At 41.1% G+C, this 19008-nt stretch carries 11 protein-coding genes; 10 read left to right on the forward strand and 1 reads right to left on the reverse strand.

Going from position 1 to position 19008, the window contains the following annotated elements; translation table 11 throughout:
- Window positions 1-2: 2 nt before the first annotated feature.
- The gene (rpsT, locus tag H8S17_RS10105; protein ID WP_186867214.1) at window positions 3-266 is read right to left on the reverse strand and encodes a 30S ribosomal protein S20; all 264 of its coding nucleotides are present in this window, start codon (window positions 264-266) and stop codon (window positions 3-5) included.
- Between the two features lie 377 nt (window positions 267-643).
- On the opposite strand from rpsT, the gene gpr reads away from it, so the two are divergent.
- The 10 genes from gpr (at window position 644) to dnaJ (ending at window position 18978) form a co-directional block, all read left to right on the forward strand.
- Complete coding sequence (gene gpr, locus H8S17_RS10110; protein ID WP_186867215.1) at window positions 644-1591, forward strand: GPR endopeptidase; 948 nt, start codon at window positions 644-646, stop codon at window positions 1589-1591.
- Window positions 1592-1742: 151 nt separating this feature from the next.
- A complete protein-coding gene (spoIIP, locus tag H8S17_RS10115) occupies window positions 1743-3086 on the forward strand; it encodes a stage II sporulation protein P (RefSeq protein ID WP_243238053.1) in 1344 nt (447 codons plus the stop codon).
- A 236-nt stretch (window positions 3087-3322) separates the two neighbouring features.
- Entirely contained in the window at window positions 3323-5134 is a 1812-nt protein-coding gene (gene lepA, locus H8S17_RS10120; RefSeq protein ID WP_178051277.1) for a translation elongation factor 4, read from the forward strand.
- 3 nt (window positions 5135-5137) lie between these two features.
- Window positions 5138-6349, forward strand: a complete 1212-nt coding sequence (gene hemW / locus H8S17_RS10125; RefSeq protein ID WP_186867216.1) for a radical SAM family heme chaperone HemW — start codon at window positions 5138-5140, stop codon at window positions 6347-6349.
- A gap of 12 nt (window positions 6350-6361) precedes the next feature.
- On the forward strand, window positions 6362-6664 hold the full coding sequence (locus tag H8S17_RS10130) for a Dabb family protein (protein WP_186867217.1): 303 nt from the start codon (window positions 6362-6364) through the stop codon (window positions 6662-6664).
- 167 nt (window positions 6665-6831) lie between these two features.
- A complete protein-coding gene (locus H8S17_RS10135; RefSeq protein WP_186867218.1) occupies window positions 6832-13788 on the forward strand; it encodes a LamG-like jellyroll fold domain-containing protein in 6957 nt (2318 codons plus the stop codon).
- A 238-nt stretch (window positions 13789-14026) separates the two neighbouring features.
- Entirely contained in the window at window positions 14027-15058 is a 1032-nt protein-coding gene (hrcA, locus tag H8S17_RS10140) for a heat-inducible transcriptional repressor HrcA (RefSeq protein WP_186867219.1), read from the forward strand.
- 57 nt (window positions 15059-15115) lie between these two features.
- Complete coding sequence (gene grpE / locus H8S17_RS10145; RefSeq protein WP_186867287.1) at window positions 15116-15742, forward strand: nucleotide exchange factor GrpE; 627 nt, start codon at window positions 15116-15118, stop codon at window positions 15740-15742.
- A 33-nt stretch (window positions 15743-15775) separates the two neighbouring features.
- Complete coding sequence (gene dnaK / locus H8S17_RS10150) at window positions 15776-17644, forward strand: molecular chaperone DnaK (protein WP_186867220.1); 1869 nt, start codon at window positions 15776-15778, stop codon at window positions 17642-17644.
- Between the two features lie 167 nt (window positions 17645-17811).
- Window positions 17812-18978 carry a molecular chaperone DnaJ gene (dnaJ, locus tag H8S17_RS10155; protein WP_186867221.1) on the forward strand — a complete coding sequence of 389 codons (1167 nt, stop codon included), beginning with the start codon at window positions 17812-17814 and terminating at the stop codon, window positions 18976-18978.
- The last annotated feature ends 30 nt before the right edge of the window (window positions 18979-19008 follow it).

The raw sequence follows: 19008 nt of genomic DNA on the forward strand, positions 1-19008 counted from the left end.
GATTATGCAAGTTCGTTTACAAGTTTTGTTAAACGGGAAACTTTTCTAGCAGCATTGTTCTTGTGGTATACACCTTTGTTAGCTGCTTTTGTGATTGTAGAAATAGCAGCTGTTAATGCAGCCTGTGCTTCCTCTTTATTCTTGTTTGCAACAGCAGCTTCTACTTTTTTGATAGAAGTCTTAACTGCTGATTTGATAGACTTATTTCTGGCAGTCTTTGTTTCAGTAACAAGAATTCTTTTCTTAGCTGATTTAATGTTAGCCAATCTGGACACCTCCAATATGTGAAAATATAATTGTTATTTTTGATTTGGTACCGAATCCGGACACGGACGTTCCGATACACACATTCGAATAATATTTTAGGTCAAGAATCTTTATCTGTCAATACATATTTTCCTTATTTCTGCAAAAAATATGAAAAAATGTTACGATTCACAGCGAATTTGAGGTCTTGCCTCAGGCTCGTCATGCTTGCATGTAAGAGGCAGAGGTGAGATCTCAAATGAAACTGCGAAGCAGTAACTTCCCATGTATGAGCAATCTGGTTGCGGAGCAAGCTTTAGAGCACGAAGTGCGGGATTGCGAATATATGGGAAGTTAGCTGTGAAAAAACAAAACTACAGTCAAAGGTGGTGCCACTATGTATCAGGTTAGAACTGACTTGGCGTTAGAAGCAAGAGAAAAATTCGAAGATGATCATGTAGAGGTCAAAGGTGTTATTGTAAAACAGGAACATGTCAAAGGCAACATGACAGTGACAAAAGTCGTGATCGAAACGGAAAATGGTGCAAAAGCAATGGGAAAACCGAAAGGAAATTATGTGACATTAGAAGCACCGGATATGGCAGATTCCGATGAAGATTATCACAGGGAAATTTCTATGCAGTTAGCAAAAATCTTAAAAGAACTGATCCCAATCGAAAAAAAGGAATTGTCAGTTTTAGTTGTGGGACTCGGCAATCGGGAAGTCACACCGGATGCCCTTGGCCCCAGAGTCGTTGATAATATGATGATCACCAGACATATTATCCGTCAATTCGGCAAATATGCGTTCGGGTTAAAAAACAATCATCAGATCAGCAGCATCGTACCCGGTGTCATGGCACAGACAGGAATGGAAACACTTGAGATCATCAAAGGTGTTTTAGAGGAAACGACACCGGACTATATCATAGCAGTGGATGCGTTAGCGGCAAGGAGCACGAAGCGGTTGAACCGGACAATCCAGATCACAGATACCGGAATCTCACCCGGTTCCGGTGTTGGAAACCACAGACATGCATTGAATCGGGAAAGCGTCGGTATTCCTGTAATCGCGATTGGGATCCCGACTGTCGTGGATGCGGTTACGATCGTTGGCGATACCATGAGCAATCTTGTATCTGCCATGGAAGAAACCAGACGCTTAGAAGGACTTGGACACTCGATCAGCCAGTTAGAAGAAGCAGAAAAACACGAACTGATACGGGAACTGCTTTCACCAAACTTAAATGCTATGTTTGTGACACCAAAAGATATTGATGAATCAGTCAAACGCTTAAGTTATACAATCTCCGAAGGGATCAATATGGCATTTTTTCCGGCATAAGCAAATATATATATTAGATGGAAAGCACAACTCTTTCATATAGTATCCCCTGCTGTTTATGTGCAGGAACAATGAGTCAGATACAATATTTGAAAACAGTTGTGTATAGGAGTATTCTACTCAGATATTTATGTGTGCAGGAGAGAATGGCTTGAAAAAAAGATGGAAAAAAAGATGGAAAAAAAGAAGGATCAAAAAAACAGCATATAGTCTGTTGGCAGTTTTTTTTGTGCTTTTGACAGTTATATTTACAGACTGCATCCGCTCGGATTCCCTGATGCAGATGATCTTTTCACAGGCAAAAAGTGAAGTTTATCTTCATATGTTAAATACGACAGTTCCTGCATTATTTTATGAAAAAAATGAAAAAGACGGCATCAGGTATCTGGTGGAAAAGTTTTTCCTGACCATTCCTGTTTATGGGTATGTGACAAATACACAGGAATATACGACACAGTCAGAAAGTGATATTTCCTATGAAGAGATCATCAGGCAGGAGGCAGCAGATGAAACTTATGTCAAAGAACAGACAGGTGAGATGTTGGCACAGGAACAACCAGCAGCTGGGACAGAAAACGCAGGGACAGAAACAGCAGGAACGGAAACGACAGAAAATGAAATAGCAGATGCCGGGAATAGTCCTTCCACAGATGAATCGAAAGAAAGCGGGGAGGCAGCAGAAAAACCAGAAGGGGTAGAAGTGGCATCTTCTGGTTTTGTTCCGAATCAGACACCAGTCGTATCCTATGCACAGGATAAATTAAATGATTTTGATTATCTGATACAGAATTTTTATGTGGTTGACCGTACGACAACGATCAACAGTACACAGCTCAATGCCGCTGATCTGTTAAGCCGCAGCATGAAACTGACACATGGGGCAGATTCCCCGCAGATACTGATCTATCATACTCATTCACAGGAGCGGTTTGCCGATTCTTTGGCAGGAGATACTTCTGCTTCAATCGTGGGTGTTGGTGCATATCTGCATCAACTGTTAGGAAAGTATGGATTTCATGTACTGCATGATACCGGAGAATATGATGTTGAAAGCAGGGACGATGCCTATTCGAAGGCAGGACCGGCATTAGAAAAGATCTTAAAAGAAAATCCGGGGATTGAAGTAGTGATCGATCTGCACCGTGACGGAGTTGCGGAAAATACAAGGCTTGTGACAGAAGTCGGTGGAAAACAGATGGCGAGTATCATGTTTTTTAACGGACTGAGCAGAACGACGGCAAATGGGGATATCGGCTATCTGTACAATCCATACATACAGGATAATCTGGCATTTTCTTTACAGATGCAGATTACAGCAGAGGAGTATTATCCGGGATTTTCAAGGGCGATCTATTTAAAAGGCTACCGCTATAATATGCATTATTGCCCGAAAACACTTTTAGTAGAAGTCGGAGCACAGACGAATACGGTAGAAGAAGCGATGAATGCAATGGAACCGTTAGCTGACATTCTTGCGAAAGTGTTAGGACAGTAACCGGTTACTGTTCACACCTAACAGTGTGACCAGCAACGATTACAGCTCATTTAAAATGCCTCTACGAGGCAGGGGCTGTAATCACACAATAATTAACACTATGGTGCATAGCTTGACAGCGCGGTGTCAAGCTTGCGTCTGAACAGTAATTGATCAGTTACTAACATTTACTTGCGTATTCCCCGAAATATCCGTATAATGTGGGTATAACATTTGAGAAATGCCGGAGGAAGAACATGACAGCAGACCAGAGTAAGATTCGCAATTTTTGTATCATTGCCCACATTGACCATGGCAAGTCAACATTAGCAGACCGTATCATAGAACAGACCGGACTGCTTACAAGCCGTGAAATGCAGGCACAGGTACTTGATAATATGGAACTAGAGAGAGAACGTGGGATCACGATCAAATCACAGGCAGTCCGTATCGTATATAAGGCAAAAGACGGTGAAGAATATATTTTCAATCTGATCGATACGCCCGGACACGTAGATTTTAACTATGAGGTGTCAAGAAGCCTTGCAGCCTGTGATGGAGCAATCCTTGTAGTAGATGCCGCACAGGGAGTAGAAGCACAGACACTGGCAAATGTTTATCTGGCATTAGACCATGACCTTGATGTGATGCCGGTGATCAATAAGATCGACCTTCCGAGTGCACAGCCGGAGATGGTCATAGAAGAAATTGAAAATGTGATCGGGATCGAAGCACAGGATGCACCCCTGATCTCCGCAAAGACCGGATTAAATATCGATCAGGTATTAGAGCAGATCGTAACGAAGATACCGGCACCGAAGGGAGATGCATCAGCACCATTACAGGCTTTGATCTTCGATGCAGTTTATGATTCCTATAAAGGAGTGATCGTTTTCTGCCGTATCATGGAAGGAACGGTAAAAGTCGGTGATCGTATCCGCATGATGGCAACACAGGCAGAAGATGATGTGACGGAAGTCGGTTATTTTGGAGCCGGACAGTTTATCCCATGTGATGAATTATCCGCAGGTATGGTTGGTTACATTGCAGCCAGCATCAAAAATGTCAGGGATACCCGTGTAGGTGATACCGTTACAAATGCTGCACGCCCATGTGATAAGCCATTGCCGGGATATAAAAAAGTAAATCCGATGGTATATTGCGGAATGTATCCGGCAGACAGTGCAAAATATCCGGATCTTAGAGATGCATTAGAAAAATTACAGATCAACGATGCATCTTTACAGTATGAGCCGGAAACCTCATTGGCATTAGGATTTGGATTCCGATGTGGATTCTTAGGACTTTTGCATTTAGAGATCATTCAGGAGCGTTTAGAGCGTGAATTTAATTTAGATTTAGTCACAACAGCACCGGGCGTTATCTATAAAGTGCACAAGACGAATGGAGAAGTCATTGATCTGACCAATCCATCGAACTTACCAGATCCGTCTGAGATTGAATATATGGAAGAACCGATGGTATCCGCAGAGATCATGGTCACGAGTGAATATGTCGGTGCGATCATGAAACTTTGTCAGGAACGCCGTGGAATCTATATCAGTATGGAATATATAGAGGAAACAAGAGCACTGATCAAGTATGATCTTCCATTAAATGAGATCATTTATGATTTCTTTGATGCGTTAAAATCCCGTTCGAGAGGGTATGCATCTTTTGATTATGAGTTAAAAGGCTATGTACGGTCAGAACTTGTGAAATTAGATATTCTGATCAATAAAGAAACCGTCGATGCATTATCCTTTATCGTATTTAAAGACAGTGCATATGAACGTGGAAGAAAAATGTGTGAGAAATTAAAAGAAGAGATTCCAAGACATTTGTTTGAAATCCCGATCCAGGCGGCTGTCGGTGGAAAAGTCATCGCAAGAGAAACTGTAAAAGCGATGCGTAAAGATGTGCTTGCAAAATGTTACGGCGGTGATATTTCCCGTAAGCGGAAACTGTTAGAGAAACAGAAGGAAGGAAAGAAACGTATGCGTCAGGTCGGCAGCGTTGAGATCCCGCAGGAAGCATTTATGAGTGTACTGAAATTAGACGAGGACTAACAGATGAGAGAACTGGAATTGTATGTACACATTCCATTCTGCATGAAAAAGTGTGATTACTGCGATTTTTTGTCTGCACCGGCAGATGAAAAGTCGCAGTTAGCATATGTGGAAGGATTGAAAAGGGAAATTGCATATTATGGCAGCTGTTACAAAGATGCAGTTCTAACAAGTATTTATATTGGCGGAGGTACACCGTCGTGGCTGCAGGAACGGTATCTTGTGGCTGTACTTGAAGAAATCAACAAGTATTTCATCATTCAGCCAAAGGCAGAGATCTCCATTGAATGTAATCCCGGAACGTTGACAAAGAATAAATTAGAAACCTATAAACAAAGTGGGATCAACCGTTTAAGTATCGGGTTACAGTCCACAGATGATCAGGAATTAAAAGAATTAGGACGGATCCATACATTTGAACAGTTTTTACGCAATTATGAGTTAGCAAGAGAATGTGGATTTTCTAATATCAATATCGATCTGATGAATGCCCTGCCGCACCAGACGATCGAAAAAGCCTATGACAGCCTGATCAAAGTGATACGGTTAAATCCAGAACATATTTCTTCTTATTCACTGATCATTGAAAAAGGAACACCCTTTTATGACCGTTATAAGTTCGATCTTGTAAAACAGGAGGCAGGACTTCCGACAGAAGTACTTCCGTCAGAAGATACCGTTTATCAGATCGGGAAGATGACGCAGGATGTCCTTGCAGAAAATGGCTACCTGAGATATGAAATTTCAAATTATGCAAAAAAAGGTTATGAATGTCGTCATAATATCGGTTACTGGCAGCGAAAAGAATATTTAGGAGTTGGTTTAGGAGCCGCATCTTTAGTCGATGAAGTACGTTACAGCAATCTGACCGATTTAGATGCGTATATTGAGCAGTCTTTTCATGTAAAGCAGACGACAATAGCTGATACACAGACGAAAAAAGAAATCCCTGCGACCAATCTTTGCAGGGAGGCGGTTGCACTTACAAAAAATGCACAGATGGAAGAATTTATGTTTTTAGGACTGCGTATGACTGAGGGCATACAGAAGAATCAGTTCTATCAGGCATTTGGTTTTACGGTAGATCATATTTACCGCGATGTAGTACAGAAATTATCGGCACAGGAACTTTTGGTAGATACGACGACAAGCGTATATCTGACAGATAAAGGAATTGATCTAAGTAATTATGCATTAGCACAATTTTTATTATAGGAGGAAAAGAACATGGTAAAACACATTATTTTATGGCAGTTAAAAGAGGAGTACACACAGGAAGAAAAGACACAGATCGCAGCAGAGATCAAGGAAGGCTTAGAAAGTCTGAAAGGAAAAATTCCGGGACTTCTTGATATTCACGTTCAGACAGATAGGCTTGCATCCTCAAATGCAGATGTGATGCTTGATTCGTCTTTTGAAAGTGAAGAAGCTTTAAAAGGATATGCCACACATCCAGAGCATATCAAAGTGGCAGATACCAAAGTCAGACCACATACAAAAAACAGAGTCTGCATGGATTATGAAATTTAACAAAGAATGTAACTATTCAGAACCCCACCCATATATTTGCAAAACCGCACGATAACTCGTACTTTACCGCTGCTTTGCAGCTATTTTGCTCATATATGGGGGCGGCGGCTCTGTTCGAACCACCTTGCGAATAGTTGCCAAAGGATAAAAAAGGAGAGTTTGAAAGGATGAAAAAGAAAACAGCATGGCTATTAGTGCTGTGTATGATCGTATCGTTATGTTCCATAATGATCCCCTACGGAACGGTTGATGCACAGGCAAAAGAAACAGAATCGAAGGATACTTTTGTACATCCGGGAATTTTACATACGCAAAAAAGCATTGATGCAGTCAAGGCAAATATTGCATCAAATGATGCAACGACAGTAGCTGCATATCATGCACTGCGTGGGGATGGATATTCAGATCCGAACTGGGGCGGCCGTCCGTTAGAAAATGTTGTACGTGGAGGCTCCGGTGATAACCGTGCCCAGATGTATGTTGATATCGAAAGAGCTTATCATACCGGACTTTTGTATCAGTTAGGTGCAGGAGATCAGTACGGAGATGCAGCAGTCCGGATCTTAAATGGCTGGTCGCATACGATGAAATCTTTAAGCGGCAATGCAGACCGTTTTCTTGCTGCAGGTATCTATGGCTATCAGATGGCAAATGCGGCTGAACTTGTCAGAGATCATAAGGATTTTGACAAAGAAGCCATGGACACATTATTGTTAAATATCTTTTATCCGATGAATAAAGATTTCCTAGAAAATCATAATGGTGCGGCAATCAGTAATTACTGGGCGAACTGGGATCTGTGTAATATCGCATCCATGATGGCAATCGGTATTTTCTGTGACAGGGAAGATATTTATCATGAAGCACTTTCCTATTATAAAAATGGGGAAGGAATGGGTTCTGTATTTAATACGATGCCATATGTTTATGCCACAGGTGATTATGGCGAAGAACTTGCACAGTGGCAGGAATCAGGACGAGATCAGGGACATGCCACATTAGGAATCGGGCTTTGTGGTGCGATCAATGAAATGGCATGGAGTCAGGGGGATGACCTCTATGGCATGTCGGATAACCGTTTCTTAAAAGCAGCTGAATACGTTGCAAGATATAATAATATAGCAGATACCGAAAACTGTAATAACCTTCCGTTTTCTTCTTATACAAGAAAAAACAGTGCAAACGGACATTATGAAACAGGAACAGGAATTTCCGGTGCAGGCAGACCATCAGGCAGACCGATCTATACTGCAATCTATAATCATTATGTCAACCGTATGGGCTTAGAAGCACCGGCATTAAAGAAGATACTTTATCCTGAAGATGGCAGTCTTGTGATAGAAGGCGGCAGCAGGAATGGAGATCAGCCGGGATGGCAGTCTTTGATGTTCAATAACATCAGTACCACAGAAGAAGGTAAAAATGTAAAAGAAACTGTTGGACCTTTAGAAGATGGCATTTACCGTTTCTGTAATAATCTGTCTAAAAAGACACTGGTCGATAATGATGGAAAATTACAATGTGCCAAAAAAGGCAGTACCGGTACAGAGTGGTGGAATGTCAAAAATACCGGTGACGGAGAGTATGTGATCTCAAATGTAAAGACCGGCAGGGTAATTCAGATCGATTCCGATACCTATGATTCTAATTCTCCGGCATATGTGGCAGGAACCGTATTTACCTTAGGTGATTCTGTCACTGGAGAAATGAACCAGCGGTTAGCGATTTTAAAGAATAAAAATGATTATGTCTATCGTATTGCAAATGCGATCGGCAGTCATGTGATGGAACTTGCAGGTGCCAATACAGCAGATGATGCAACAATCTGTCAGTGGCGGTATGAAGGCGGGGCACACCAGCAATGGTTAGCGGAAGAAAAAGAAACCAAAGGTGTGATCGCATATTTTAACTTCGATGATCAAACAGAAGGTCTCAAAGGTGCAGGAGCAGCCGCTACAGTAAATGGCACCGTTGATATTGTAGAAGATCAGGAAAGAGGAAAGGTTGCATCATTTGATCATAATGCATGGTTAAATGTGACAAAAGAAGATGGAACTTCTCTTTTGAGCGGTAACGAAGAACTGACGATATCCTATTATAGTAAGATTGATAATACATCTGCAAACCGGGGATTTTATGCAGCCGCAGATACCGGTACACAGGTAGATGGATCAGAGCAGTATATCGGCTGCTTACAACAGAATAAAACGATCACAGCAGAACGTTACAGTAAAGCAACAGCAGGCAGGGAACCGTCTGCGAGCGGAACTGGTTCAGATGGCTGGAATCATATTGTGGTGGTATATGCAAAAGACGCAGTAAAACTGTATGTCAACGGCACACTTACAGCGACAGCTGATAATACAGAGAGTTTAACAGAGATTCTTGGTACAGATTCCATATTACAGATCGGAAAAGCCAATTTAGAAACAGACGAATATTATCAGGGACTGATGGATGAATTTACAGTCTATAATTATGCACTGGATGAAAGTACGATTCAAAATATGGATGCACACCGTCTGGTGGCAGAATTTACTTTTGATGATGAGATTGACGGATTTGCAACAACTGCGGCAAAAGCAGTAAATGCAGGAACCGTTGAATTATCCGATGATACCGTTTCTGGAAGTGGAAAATCCTTACGTTTGGATGGCACAGGCAGTAATTATCTGAGTATCAAAACTTTCGATGGTAAACCATTAGCATCCGGATTTATAGAAATGACGGTTTCCTATTGGAGCAAAGTAGAGAATACAAAGAATAACTGGATAGTTTACGCTGCACCGGATGATGAACAGCAGATCTTAAATGCAGAGGTTTATCTTGGGGCAGCAGAAAATAATGGAACCTTGAAGGCAGAACGTTATAAGAATCGCAATATGAGGATTTCTTCCATTGCAGAGCCGGCAGAAACAGGTGTCTGGAAGCATGTGACGCTTTCATTTGATAAAGATGTTACAAAAGTCTATATCAATGGAGAAAAGAAGGGAGAATTAAAAAGCAGTTACAGCGTAGCAGATATCTTAGGTGAAAACAGTGTATTCTATCTCGGAAAAGCAAATTGGGGAAAACAGGGCGAATTTTCCGATGCACTGATCGATACGGTACATATTTATAATTTTGCGTTGAATGATGCACAGGTGGCAAAGGACTATGCGGGATATGAAGCTGCTGTAAGCAGTGCAGACAATACAACGGATCATAGTGAAGATAAAGCGGCAGCACGAAAAGTAGTTGATCTGATCCAGACGATCGGAACTGTAGAATATACCGATACCTGCCATGAAAAGATCACCCGTGCAAGAGAAGCATATGATGCATTAAAAGAGGAACAAAGACGCTGGGTGACAAATGCAGATGCCTTAGTTAATGCCGAAAAACAGTACAAAGAGCTGACACCGGTTACAAAAAAGTGTCTTGCAACATTTACCTTTGATGATATGACAGATGGATTTGGAAGTCAGGATGCGAAGGCAGAAAGTGTAGGAAATGTACGTTTATCAGAGAATGCAGTATCTGGAAAAGCACTGCGGTTAGATGGCACAAATTATGTGAAATTAGTGGATGCAGATGGAAAATCCATGTTAAACGGATGCAGAGAAGTAACGGTATCCTATTGGGGAAAAGTCTATAATACGTCTGCAAACTGGGGATTTTATGCATCCGCAAGCGATGATACGATTGTTTCTGGCAGGGAAAAATATCTAGGTGTCTACGATAATGGAACCTTGTTAAAAGCAGACCGCTATTACAACGCAGGAGCAAGACCGGACAGCCCGCAGACCGCAGCAGGATTTTGTGAATGGCATTATGTGACAGCTGTTTTTGGAGAAAATAGTACAAGCATGTATGTCGATGGCACAAAAGTTGGTGAAGTCAATAGCGAAGATAAGATTTCGAAAATCCTTGGCGAAGACGGCGTTGCTTATCTTGGAAAGGCAAACTGGGGAACCGGAGAATATTACGATGGACTGATCGATGAAGTCAGTGTATATAATTATGCATTGTCCGAAGATGAGATTACAGACTTATATCAGAAATATACAAAACCTTCTTATCCTGCAGAGAAAAAAGTATTGGCAGAATTTACATTTGACGATGAAGAAAGTGGATTTGTCAGTGAAAATGGAAAAGCGGTGACAGCAGGTACAAATGTCCTGTCCGAAGATGCAGTTTCAGGAAAAGCATTAAGTCTGGATGGAACGGGAAGTAATTATCTGAAAGTGACAGATAAAGATGGAAATGCACTTTTAGATGAATGTGAAGAATTAAGTGTATCCTATTGGACGAAAGTAAGTGATACCGGAACAAACTGGGCATATTATGCATCAAAAGATGATGAGGCACAGATATATGGGCAGGAATGTTATATTGCAGCAGTGGATAAGGCAGATTCCTATGAAGCAGTACGCTGGAAAAATAACGGTTCACGTACGGAGAATCCGACTGCCACAGTGACAGAGGACAAATGGCGGCAGATCACAGTTGTATATGGCAAACTTTCAACCTCTGTTTATGTCAATGGAGTTTTAAAGAGTGAAATAAAAGGAAATACGGCTCTGCCAGATATTGTCGGTAATGATGGTATCTTTTATATCGGACGGGCAAACTGGGGCTCAGGAGAATATTTCAAAGGACTGATCGATGAAGTACGCATCTGTAATTATGCATTGACACAGGAAGAAATCACAGCATTTTATAAAGAAAAAGCATCATCTGCTGAAAAAGAGAAAAAGTGCCTTGCATCCTTTACATTTGACGATGAAGAAAGTGGATTTGTCAGTGGGAATGGAAAAGCGGTGGCAGCAGGTACAAATGATCTTTCTGATGATGCGATCAAAGGAAAAGCATTAAGTTTGGATGGAACAGGAAGTAATTATCTGAAAGTAACCGATACAGACGGAAATGCACTTCTTAGCGGATGTGAAGAATTAACCGTATCCTATTGGAGAAAAGTGGATAATACCGGAACAAACTGGGTATTTTTTGCAGCAGCAGATGATGACGCCCAGACGTATCTGAAAGAGCAGTATCTTGGAATCATAGATTCTGCAACAAAAACAGAAGTACAGCGTTGGAAAAACAATGGTACAAGAGCAGATGCAGCAAAGGCAGAGCTTACACAGAATACATGGCAGTATGTGACTTATGTATTTGGAGTAGAAGATACAAAAATCTATGTGAATGGTAAATACCAGACAGGTCTAAACAGCAGTTGTGCAGTGGAAAATATCACAGGTAATCATGGTGTCTTGTATTTAGGACGGGCAAACTGGGGCTCAGGAGAATTTTTTAACGGTCTGTTAGATGAAGTATCGATTTACAATTATGCCATGACAGAGGATGAAATACGTTTATCCTATGAGAAATATGAAGATCCAAACAAAACAGGATCATGCATTGCAAGATTCAGCTTTGACGATGAAGAAAACGGATTTGCTGGAAATGATGCAGTCGCAAAGACAGCATCAACAGCCGAACTTACAGAAGATGCAGTCGCAGGAAAAGCAATGAAATTAGATGGAACAGGAACAAATTATCTGACAGTTACAAAAGAAAATGGAGATTCACTTTTGACGGGACTTGAGGAACTGACCATTTCTTATTGGAATAAAGTAGATAATGATGCATCCAACTGGGTATATTATATGGCACCGGATGATGCAGGACAGAATTACCTGACGGAAACATATCTTGGTATGTTAGAAAAACAGGGTAAACTGACAGCCGAACGTTATAAAAACAGCGGACAAAGACCGGGAAGTGCAACTGCAACAGTTACAGGTGGAGCATGGAATCATGTTACTGTTGTATACAGTGCAGATAAGACAAGTATCTATGTCAATGGAGCACTCAGTTCAGAAATGGGAAGTGGTTATAAGCTTTCTGATATTTTAGGAGAGAATGGCATTTTCTATTTAGGAAAAGCTAACTGGGGAACCGGTGAATATTATAATGGTCTGATTGATGAAGTTTCCATCTATGATTATGCATTAGATGCAAAAGATGTAGAGAAAATCTATCAGGCACCAGAAGCAGTGAAAAATGTAACAGAACTTGTCAATGCGATCGGAATCGTAGATGCAAGTGCAGAATGTAAAGCAAAGATCGATGCAGCAAGAGCTGCATATGATGGATTGTTTGAGATCCAGAAGGAAATGCTCACAGAAGATGTTTCTACGACATTGACAACCGCAGAAGCAGCATACAAGAAAGCTGTGGAAGAAGCAGGTGAAAGCGGCGGAGGAACAACCGAGCCGGGAGGAAACGAAAGCGGCGGAGGAACAACTGAGCCAGGAGGAAACGAAAGCGGCGGAGGAAATACCCAAACCGGAGGAAACGAAAACAGTGGCGGCAATACGGGAACTGGCGGTGGAAGTACAGATACCGGCAGCGAAAGTACAGATGCCGGAAGTGGAATGACAAATACCGGAAATAGCACCACAACTACTGGAACATCCGATACTGAACAGGCACAAAAAGAGCAGGCACAGGCAAAAACAACCGCAGTAGAAGAAACACACAAGACGATCACAAGTGCAAATACCGATAAGGGTGATGTTGCAGGCAGTAAATTTGCAGCCTTGAAAGTAAAAGCCAAAGAGGGAAATAAATCTGTAAAATTATCATGGAGCAGAGTAAACGGAGCAGATGGATATATCATTTACGGTGCACCATGCGGAAAGAAAATGGAGCGGATCAAGGAACTTACGGCATCAAAGAAAACATATACGGTAAGAAAACTCTTAAAAGGCAGATACTATAAATATATGGTAGTCGCATATAAGAACATCTACGGAGAAAAGCGTGTGATCGAAACTTCCGTATCCGTACATGTTGCTACAAAAGGCGGTAAGTATGGAAACCCGACAGCCATTACTTATGGTAAGAGCAAGGTCAGTGTAAAGACAGGAAAGACCTTTACATTAAAAGCAGGATTAAAGACTAAAACGAAAGTAAAGACACATATAGCAAAATTCCGTTATGAGTCTACAGATCCATCTATTGCAACGGTCAACAAAAAAGGAAAAATCAAAGGAATCCGCAAAGGAACCTGTACGATTTATGTATATGCACAGAATGGTGTCTATGCAAAAGTAACTGTGAAAGTAAAGAAGTAATCATAGCAGTATGGAAATAGAAGGACGGACAGAGCAGAAATCGCTGCGCTGTCCGTCCTTTTATTATGGTTCACAGATCTTCTGTAAACCGCAGCATTTTTTTGAATTTATAAACAAAAAATAAATTTTAAAATAACTGTTGACAAAAAAATACGAAGGTGCTACATTAACAATATAAATATTAGCACTCCCAATGAATGAGTGCTAACAAAATAAAAACCGACACAGGAGTAAACATATGGACGGATTAGATGAAAGAAAAATGAAAATATTAGATGCAATCATCCGCACATATTTAGAAACCGGCGAACCGGTAGGTTCCCGAACCATTTCAAAATATACCGATCTGAATCTCAGCTCAGCAACGATTCGGAACGAGATGTCGGACTTAGAGGAATTAGGCTACATCGTACAGCCGCATACCTCAGCCGGAAGGATTCCATCAGATAAAGGTTACAGGTTTTATGTCGATCATCTGCTTGAAACGAAAGACGAAGAAATCTCAAGTATGAAAGAATTTGTGATCGATCATACGGAGAAGATGGATCAGGTGTTAAAACAGATCGCAAAGATGTTAGCACAGAATACCAACTATGCGACGATGGTAACATCTCCGAAGTATAACGGCAATAAAGTAAAATTCATCCAGCTTTCCCAGTTAGATGACGGACAGTTATTAGCAGTCATTGTTATGGAAGCAAACGTGGTGAAGAATAAGATCATTCCATTAGATGCACCATTAGATAATGAAACGTTATTACGGTTGAATGTACTTCTTAATTCTACATTAAATGGTCTGTCGATCCCAGAGATCAATCTGGGAACCATCAGTAAGATGAAAGAGCAGGCAGGAAGTTACAGTGATATCGTAGGAATTGTCTTAGATGCCGTTGCAGAAACGATCAGTCAGGAAGAAATGGAGATTTATACAAGCGGTGCAACGAACATTTTTAAATATCCTGAGCTTTCCGATTCACAGAAAGCAAGCGAGCTGATCTACACGTTAGAAGAAAAACAGCAATTAGCAACTTTAGTATCTGATAGTTTAAATAATAACGAAACAGGTATTCAAGTATATATAGGAAATGAAAGCCCGATTCAGACCATGAAAGACTGTAGTGTTGTAACAGCAACATATGAATTAGGCGAAGGCATTAAAGGAACTGTCGGAATCATCGGGCCAAAGCGTATGGATTACGAAAAGGTCATGGACAGTTTGAAATTGTTGACAACACAACTGGATGACATGATGAAAAAGCCATCCACATAACAGAAAAAAGAGAAAGGTGGTAATAAGGTGACAGAAACAGATGAGATCTTAGAAGATATGGATAAGGACACATGTGAAGAAACAAAGGAATGTGAAACACAAGAGGAAGTGACCGAAGATGACAAAGAGCTAGAAACAGATGAAAGTACAGATGCATCAGAAGATGCTGATACAAAAGATGCTTCTAAAGAAGCAGATACAAAGCAGGATGCCAAAAAAGGTCTTTTTAATAAAAAGAATAAAAAAGATAAGAAAGACGAACAGATCGAAGAACTGACCGATCGTGTGAAACGTCAGATGGCAGAGTTTGAAAACTTCCGCAAACGGACAGAAAAAGAAAAATCCCAGATGTATGATATGGGAGCGAAGAGCATTGTAGAAAAAATACTTCCGGTCATTGATAATTTTGAAAGAGGTTTAGCAGCAGTACCGGAAGATGCAAAAGACGATCCGTTTGTAGATGGCATGAATAAGATTTACAAGCAGATGATAAGTGTGCTTGAAGAAGCAGGTGTCAAAGCTATCGAGGCAGAAGGAAAAGAATTTGATCCGGATTTCCATAATGCAGTGATGCATGTGGAAGATGAAAGCCTTGGTGAAAATATTGTAGCAGAAGAACTTCAAAAAGGTTATATGTATCGTGACACAGTTGTTCGTCACAGTATGGTAAAAGTAGCAAATTAAATTCAGATTTTAATCATCAGGAGGAAATGAATTATGAGTAAGATTATTGGTATTGACTTAGGAACCACAAACAGTTGTGTAGCAGTTATGGAAGGTGGAAAACCAACCGTTATCGCAAATCAGGAAGGTGCAAGAACAACACCATCTATCGTAGCATTTACAAAAAACGGGGAGAGATTAGTTGGAGAACCTGCAAAACGTCAGGCAGTTACAAATGCAGAAAAGACAATTTCTTCTATTAAAAGAGATATGGGTACAGACAACGGTCGTATGATCGATGGCAAGAAATATTCACCACAGCAGATTTCCGCAATGATCCTTCAGAAATTAAAAGCAGATGCAGAAGGATATTTAGGAGAAACTGTAAGCGAAGCTGTTATTACAGTACCTGCTTATTTCAATGATGCACAGCGTCAGGCTACAAAAGATGCAGGTAAGATTGCAGGTCTTGATGTAAAACGTATCATCAACGAGCCGACAGCAGCAGCACTTGCATATGGTCTTGATAATGAAAAAGAGCAGAAGATCATGGTATACGATTTAGGTGGTGGTACATTCGATGTATCTATCATTGAGATCGGTGACGGTGTTATCGAAGTATTATCTACAAATGGTGATACACATCTTGGTGGAGATGATTTTGATAACAGAGTAACACAGTGGATGATCGATGAATTCAAGAAAGCAGAAGGTGTAGACTTATCTACAGATAAGATGGCACTTCAGAGATTAAAAGAAGCAGCAGAAAAAGCAAAGAAAGAGTTATCTTCTGCTACAACAACAAATATCAACCTGCCATTCATCACAGCAACAGCAGAAGGACCAAAACATTTCGATATGAACCTCACAAGAGCAAAATTCGATGAACTGACGCATGATCTTGTTGAGAAAACAGCAATCCCTGTACAGAATGCAATGAAAGACGCAGGTCTTACAAATGCAGATTTAGGTCAGGTATTATTAGTTGGTGGTTCTACACGTATTCCGGCAGTACAGGATAAAGTAAAACAGCTGACAGGAAAAGAGCCAAGCAAATCATTAAACCCAGACGAATGTGTTGCGATCGGTGCATCTATCCAGGGTGGTAAATTAGCAGGAGATGCCGGTGCAGGCGATATCCTTTTACTTGATGTTACACCATTGTCATTATCTATCGAAACCATGGGTGGTGTAGCAACCAGACTGATTGAGAGAAATACAACGATCCCTACAAAGAAGAGCCAGATTTTCTCTACAGCAGCAGATAACCAGACAGCCGTAGATATCAACGTCGTACAGGGTGAAAGACAGTTTGCAAGAGATAACAAGTCCCTCGGACAGTTCCGTTTAGACGGAATCCCACCAGCACGTCGTGGAGTACCTCAGATCGAAGTTACATTCGATATTGATGCAAACGGTATCGTAAACGTATCTGCAAAAGATCTTGGAACAGGAAAAGAACAGCATATCACAATTACAGCAGGATCTAATATGTCCGATGCAGATATTGAAAAAGCTGTTAAAGAAGCAGCAGAATTTGAAGCACAGGATAAGAAGAGAAAAGAAGCGATCGATGCAAGAAACGATGCAGATTCCTTCGTATTCCAGACAGAAAAAGCATTAGAAGAAGTTGGAGCAAATATTGATGCCGCTGATAAATCAGCAGTAGAAGCCGACTTAAATGCAGTAAAAGCAATCTTAGAGGCACATCCGGCAGCAGAAGAAATGACAGAAGATCAGGTCAGCGAGTTAAAAGCTGCACAGGAGAAACTGACACAGAGTGCACAGAAAGTATTCGCAAAGATGTATGAGCAGTCACAGGCAGCAGGTCAGGCAGCCGGTGCAGGTCCGGATATGGGAACAGCTACAGGCACAACTACACCGGAAGATGATGTTGTAGATGCAGACTTTAAAGAAGTATAATTAAAAAAATAAAAGATTGCAGAGAGGGGTTTTAGAGTATTCTAAAACCCTAAATCTGCTATAATGCAAGAATTGCGGGAGCTGCTTTGCAGCGTAGCAATTCGTTAGCATTATTGGTGGGTAAAATATGCCCCAGCATTATATTATAATTCAGAGGGAACAAGGATATGGCAGATAAGAGAGATTATTACGAAGTGTTAGGAGTTGACAAGAATGCAGATGATGCAACCTTAAAAAAAGCATTCCGTCAGCTTGCAAAGAAATATCACCCTGACATGAATCCGGGAGATAAAGAAGCAGAACAGAAGTTTAAGGAAGTACAGGAAGCATATGCTGTACTGAGTGATGCAGACAAAAGAAGACAGTATGACCAATTTGGTCATGCAGCGTTTGATGGCGGCGCAGGCGGTGCCGGCGGATTTGATTTTTCCGGCATGGATATGGGAGATATTTTTGGAGATATCTTCGGAGATTTCTTTGGCGGCGGCAGAAGAAGTGCAGCAGATAATGGACCGAGAAAAGGTGCGAATCTGCGTGCCAGTGTAAGGATCACATTTGAGGAATCCATAAGTGGCTGTGAAAAAGAATTAGAGATTGTCTTAAAAGATGAATGTAAGACCTGCCATGGAACAGGTGCAAAACCGGGCACAACACCGGAAACCTGTACAAAGTGTGGAGGTAAAGGTAAAGTAATGTACAGCCAGCAGTCCTTATTTGGCATGGTACAGAATGTACAGACATGTCCAGACTGTGGTGGAACAGGTAAAGTGATCAAAGAAAAATGCAGCGACTGCCGCGGAACAGGCTATATCGCATCTAAAAAACGTATCAAAGTCACAATTCCGGCAGGTATTGATAATGGACAGAGTGTCCGTATCCGTGAAAAAGGAGAGCCGGGAAGAAATGGCGGTCCGAGAGGAGATCTGTTAGTAGAAGTGGTCGTATCCAGACATCCGATCTTCCAAAGACAGGATATGAATATCTTTTCTACAGCACCGATTTCCTATGCACAGGCAGCATTAGGCGGAGAAGTAAGGATCAATACGGTAGATGGAGATGTTTTATATGAAGTAAAACCGGGTACACAGACAGATACGAGAATCCGTCTGAAAGGAAAAGGAGTACCGTCACTGCGTAACAAGGCAGTACGTGGCGACCATTACGTGACATTAGTAGTGCAGGTGCCGACAAACTTAAACGAAGCAGCCAAAGAGGCATTGCGTAAGTTTGATGCAGAAACCGGTGATTCCCTCCATACTGATACAAAAGGTGCAGAAAAACCAAAAAAGAAAAGCTTTAAAGAAAAGATCAAAGAGTCATTCGAAGATCTGTAATTAGTACTATTTTCCTATTGCTGATAAAAA

This window comes from Roseburia zhanii, from assembly GCF_014287635.1.
In the GTDB taxonomy this organism is placed as follows: domain Bacteria; phylum Bacillota; class Clostridia; order Lachnospirales; family Lachnospiraceae; genus Roseburia_B; species Roseburia_B zhanii.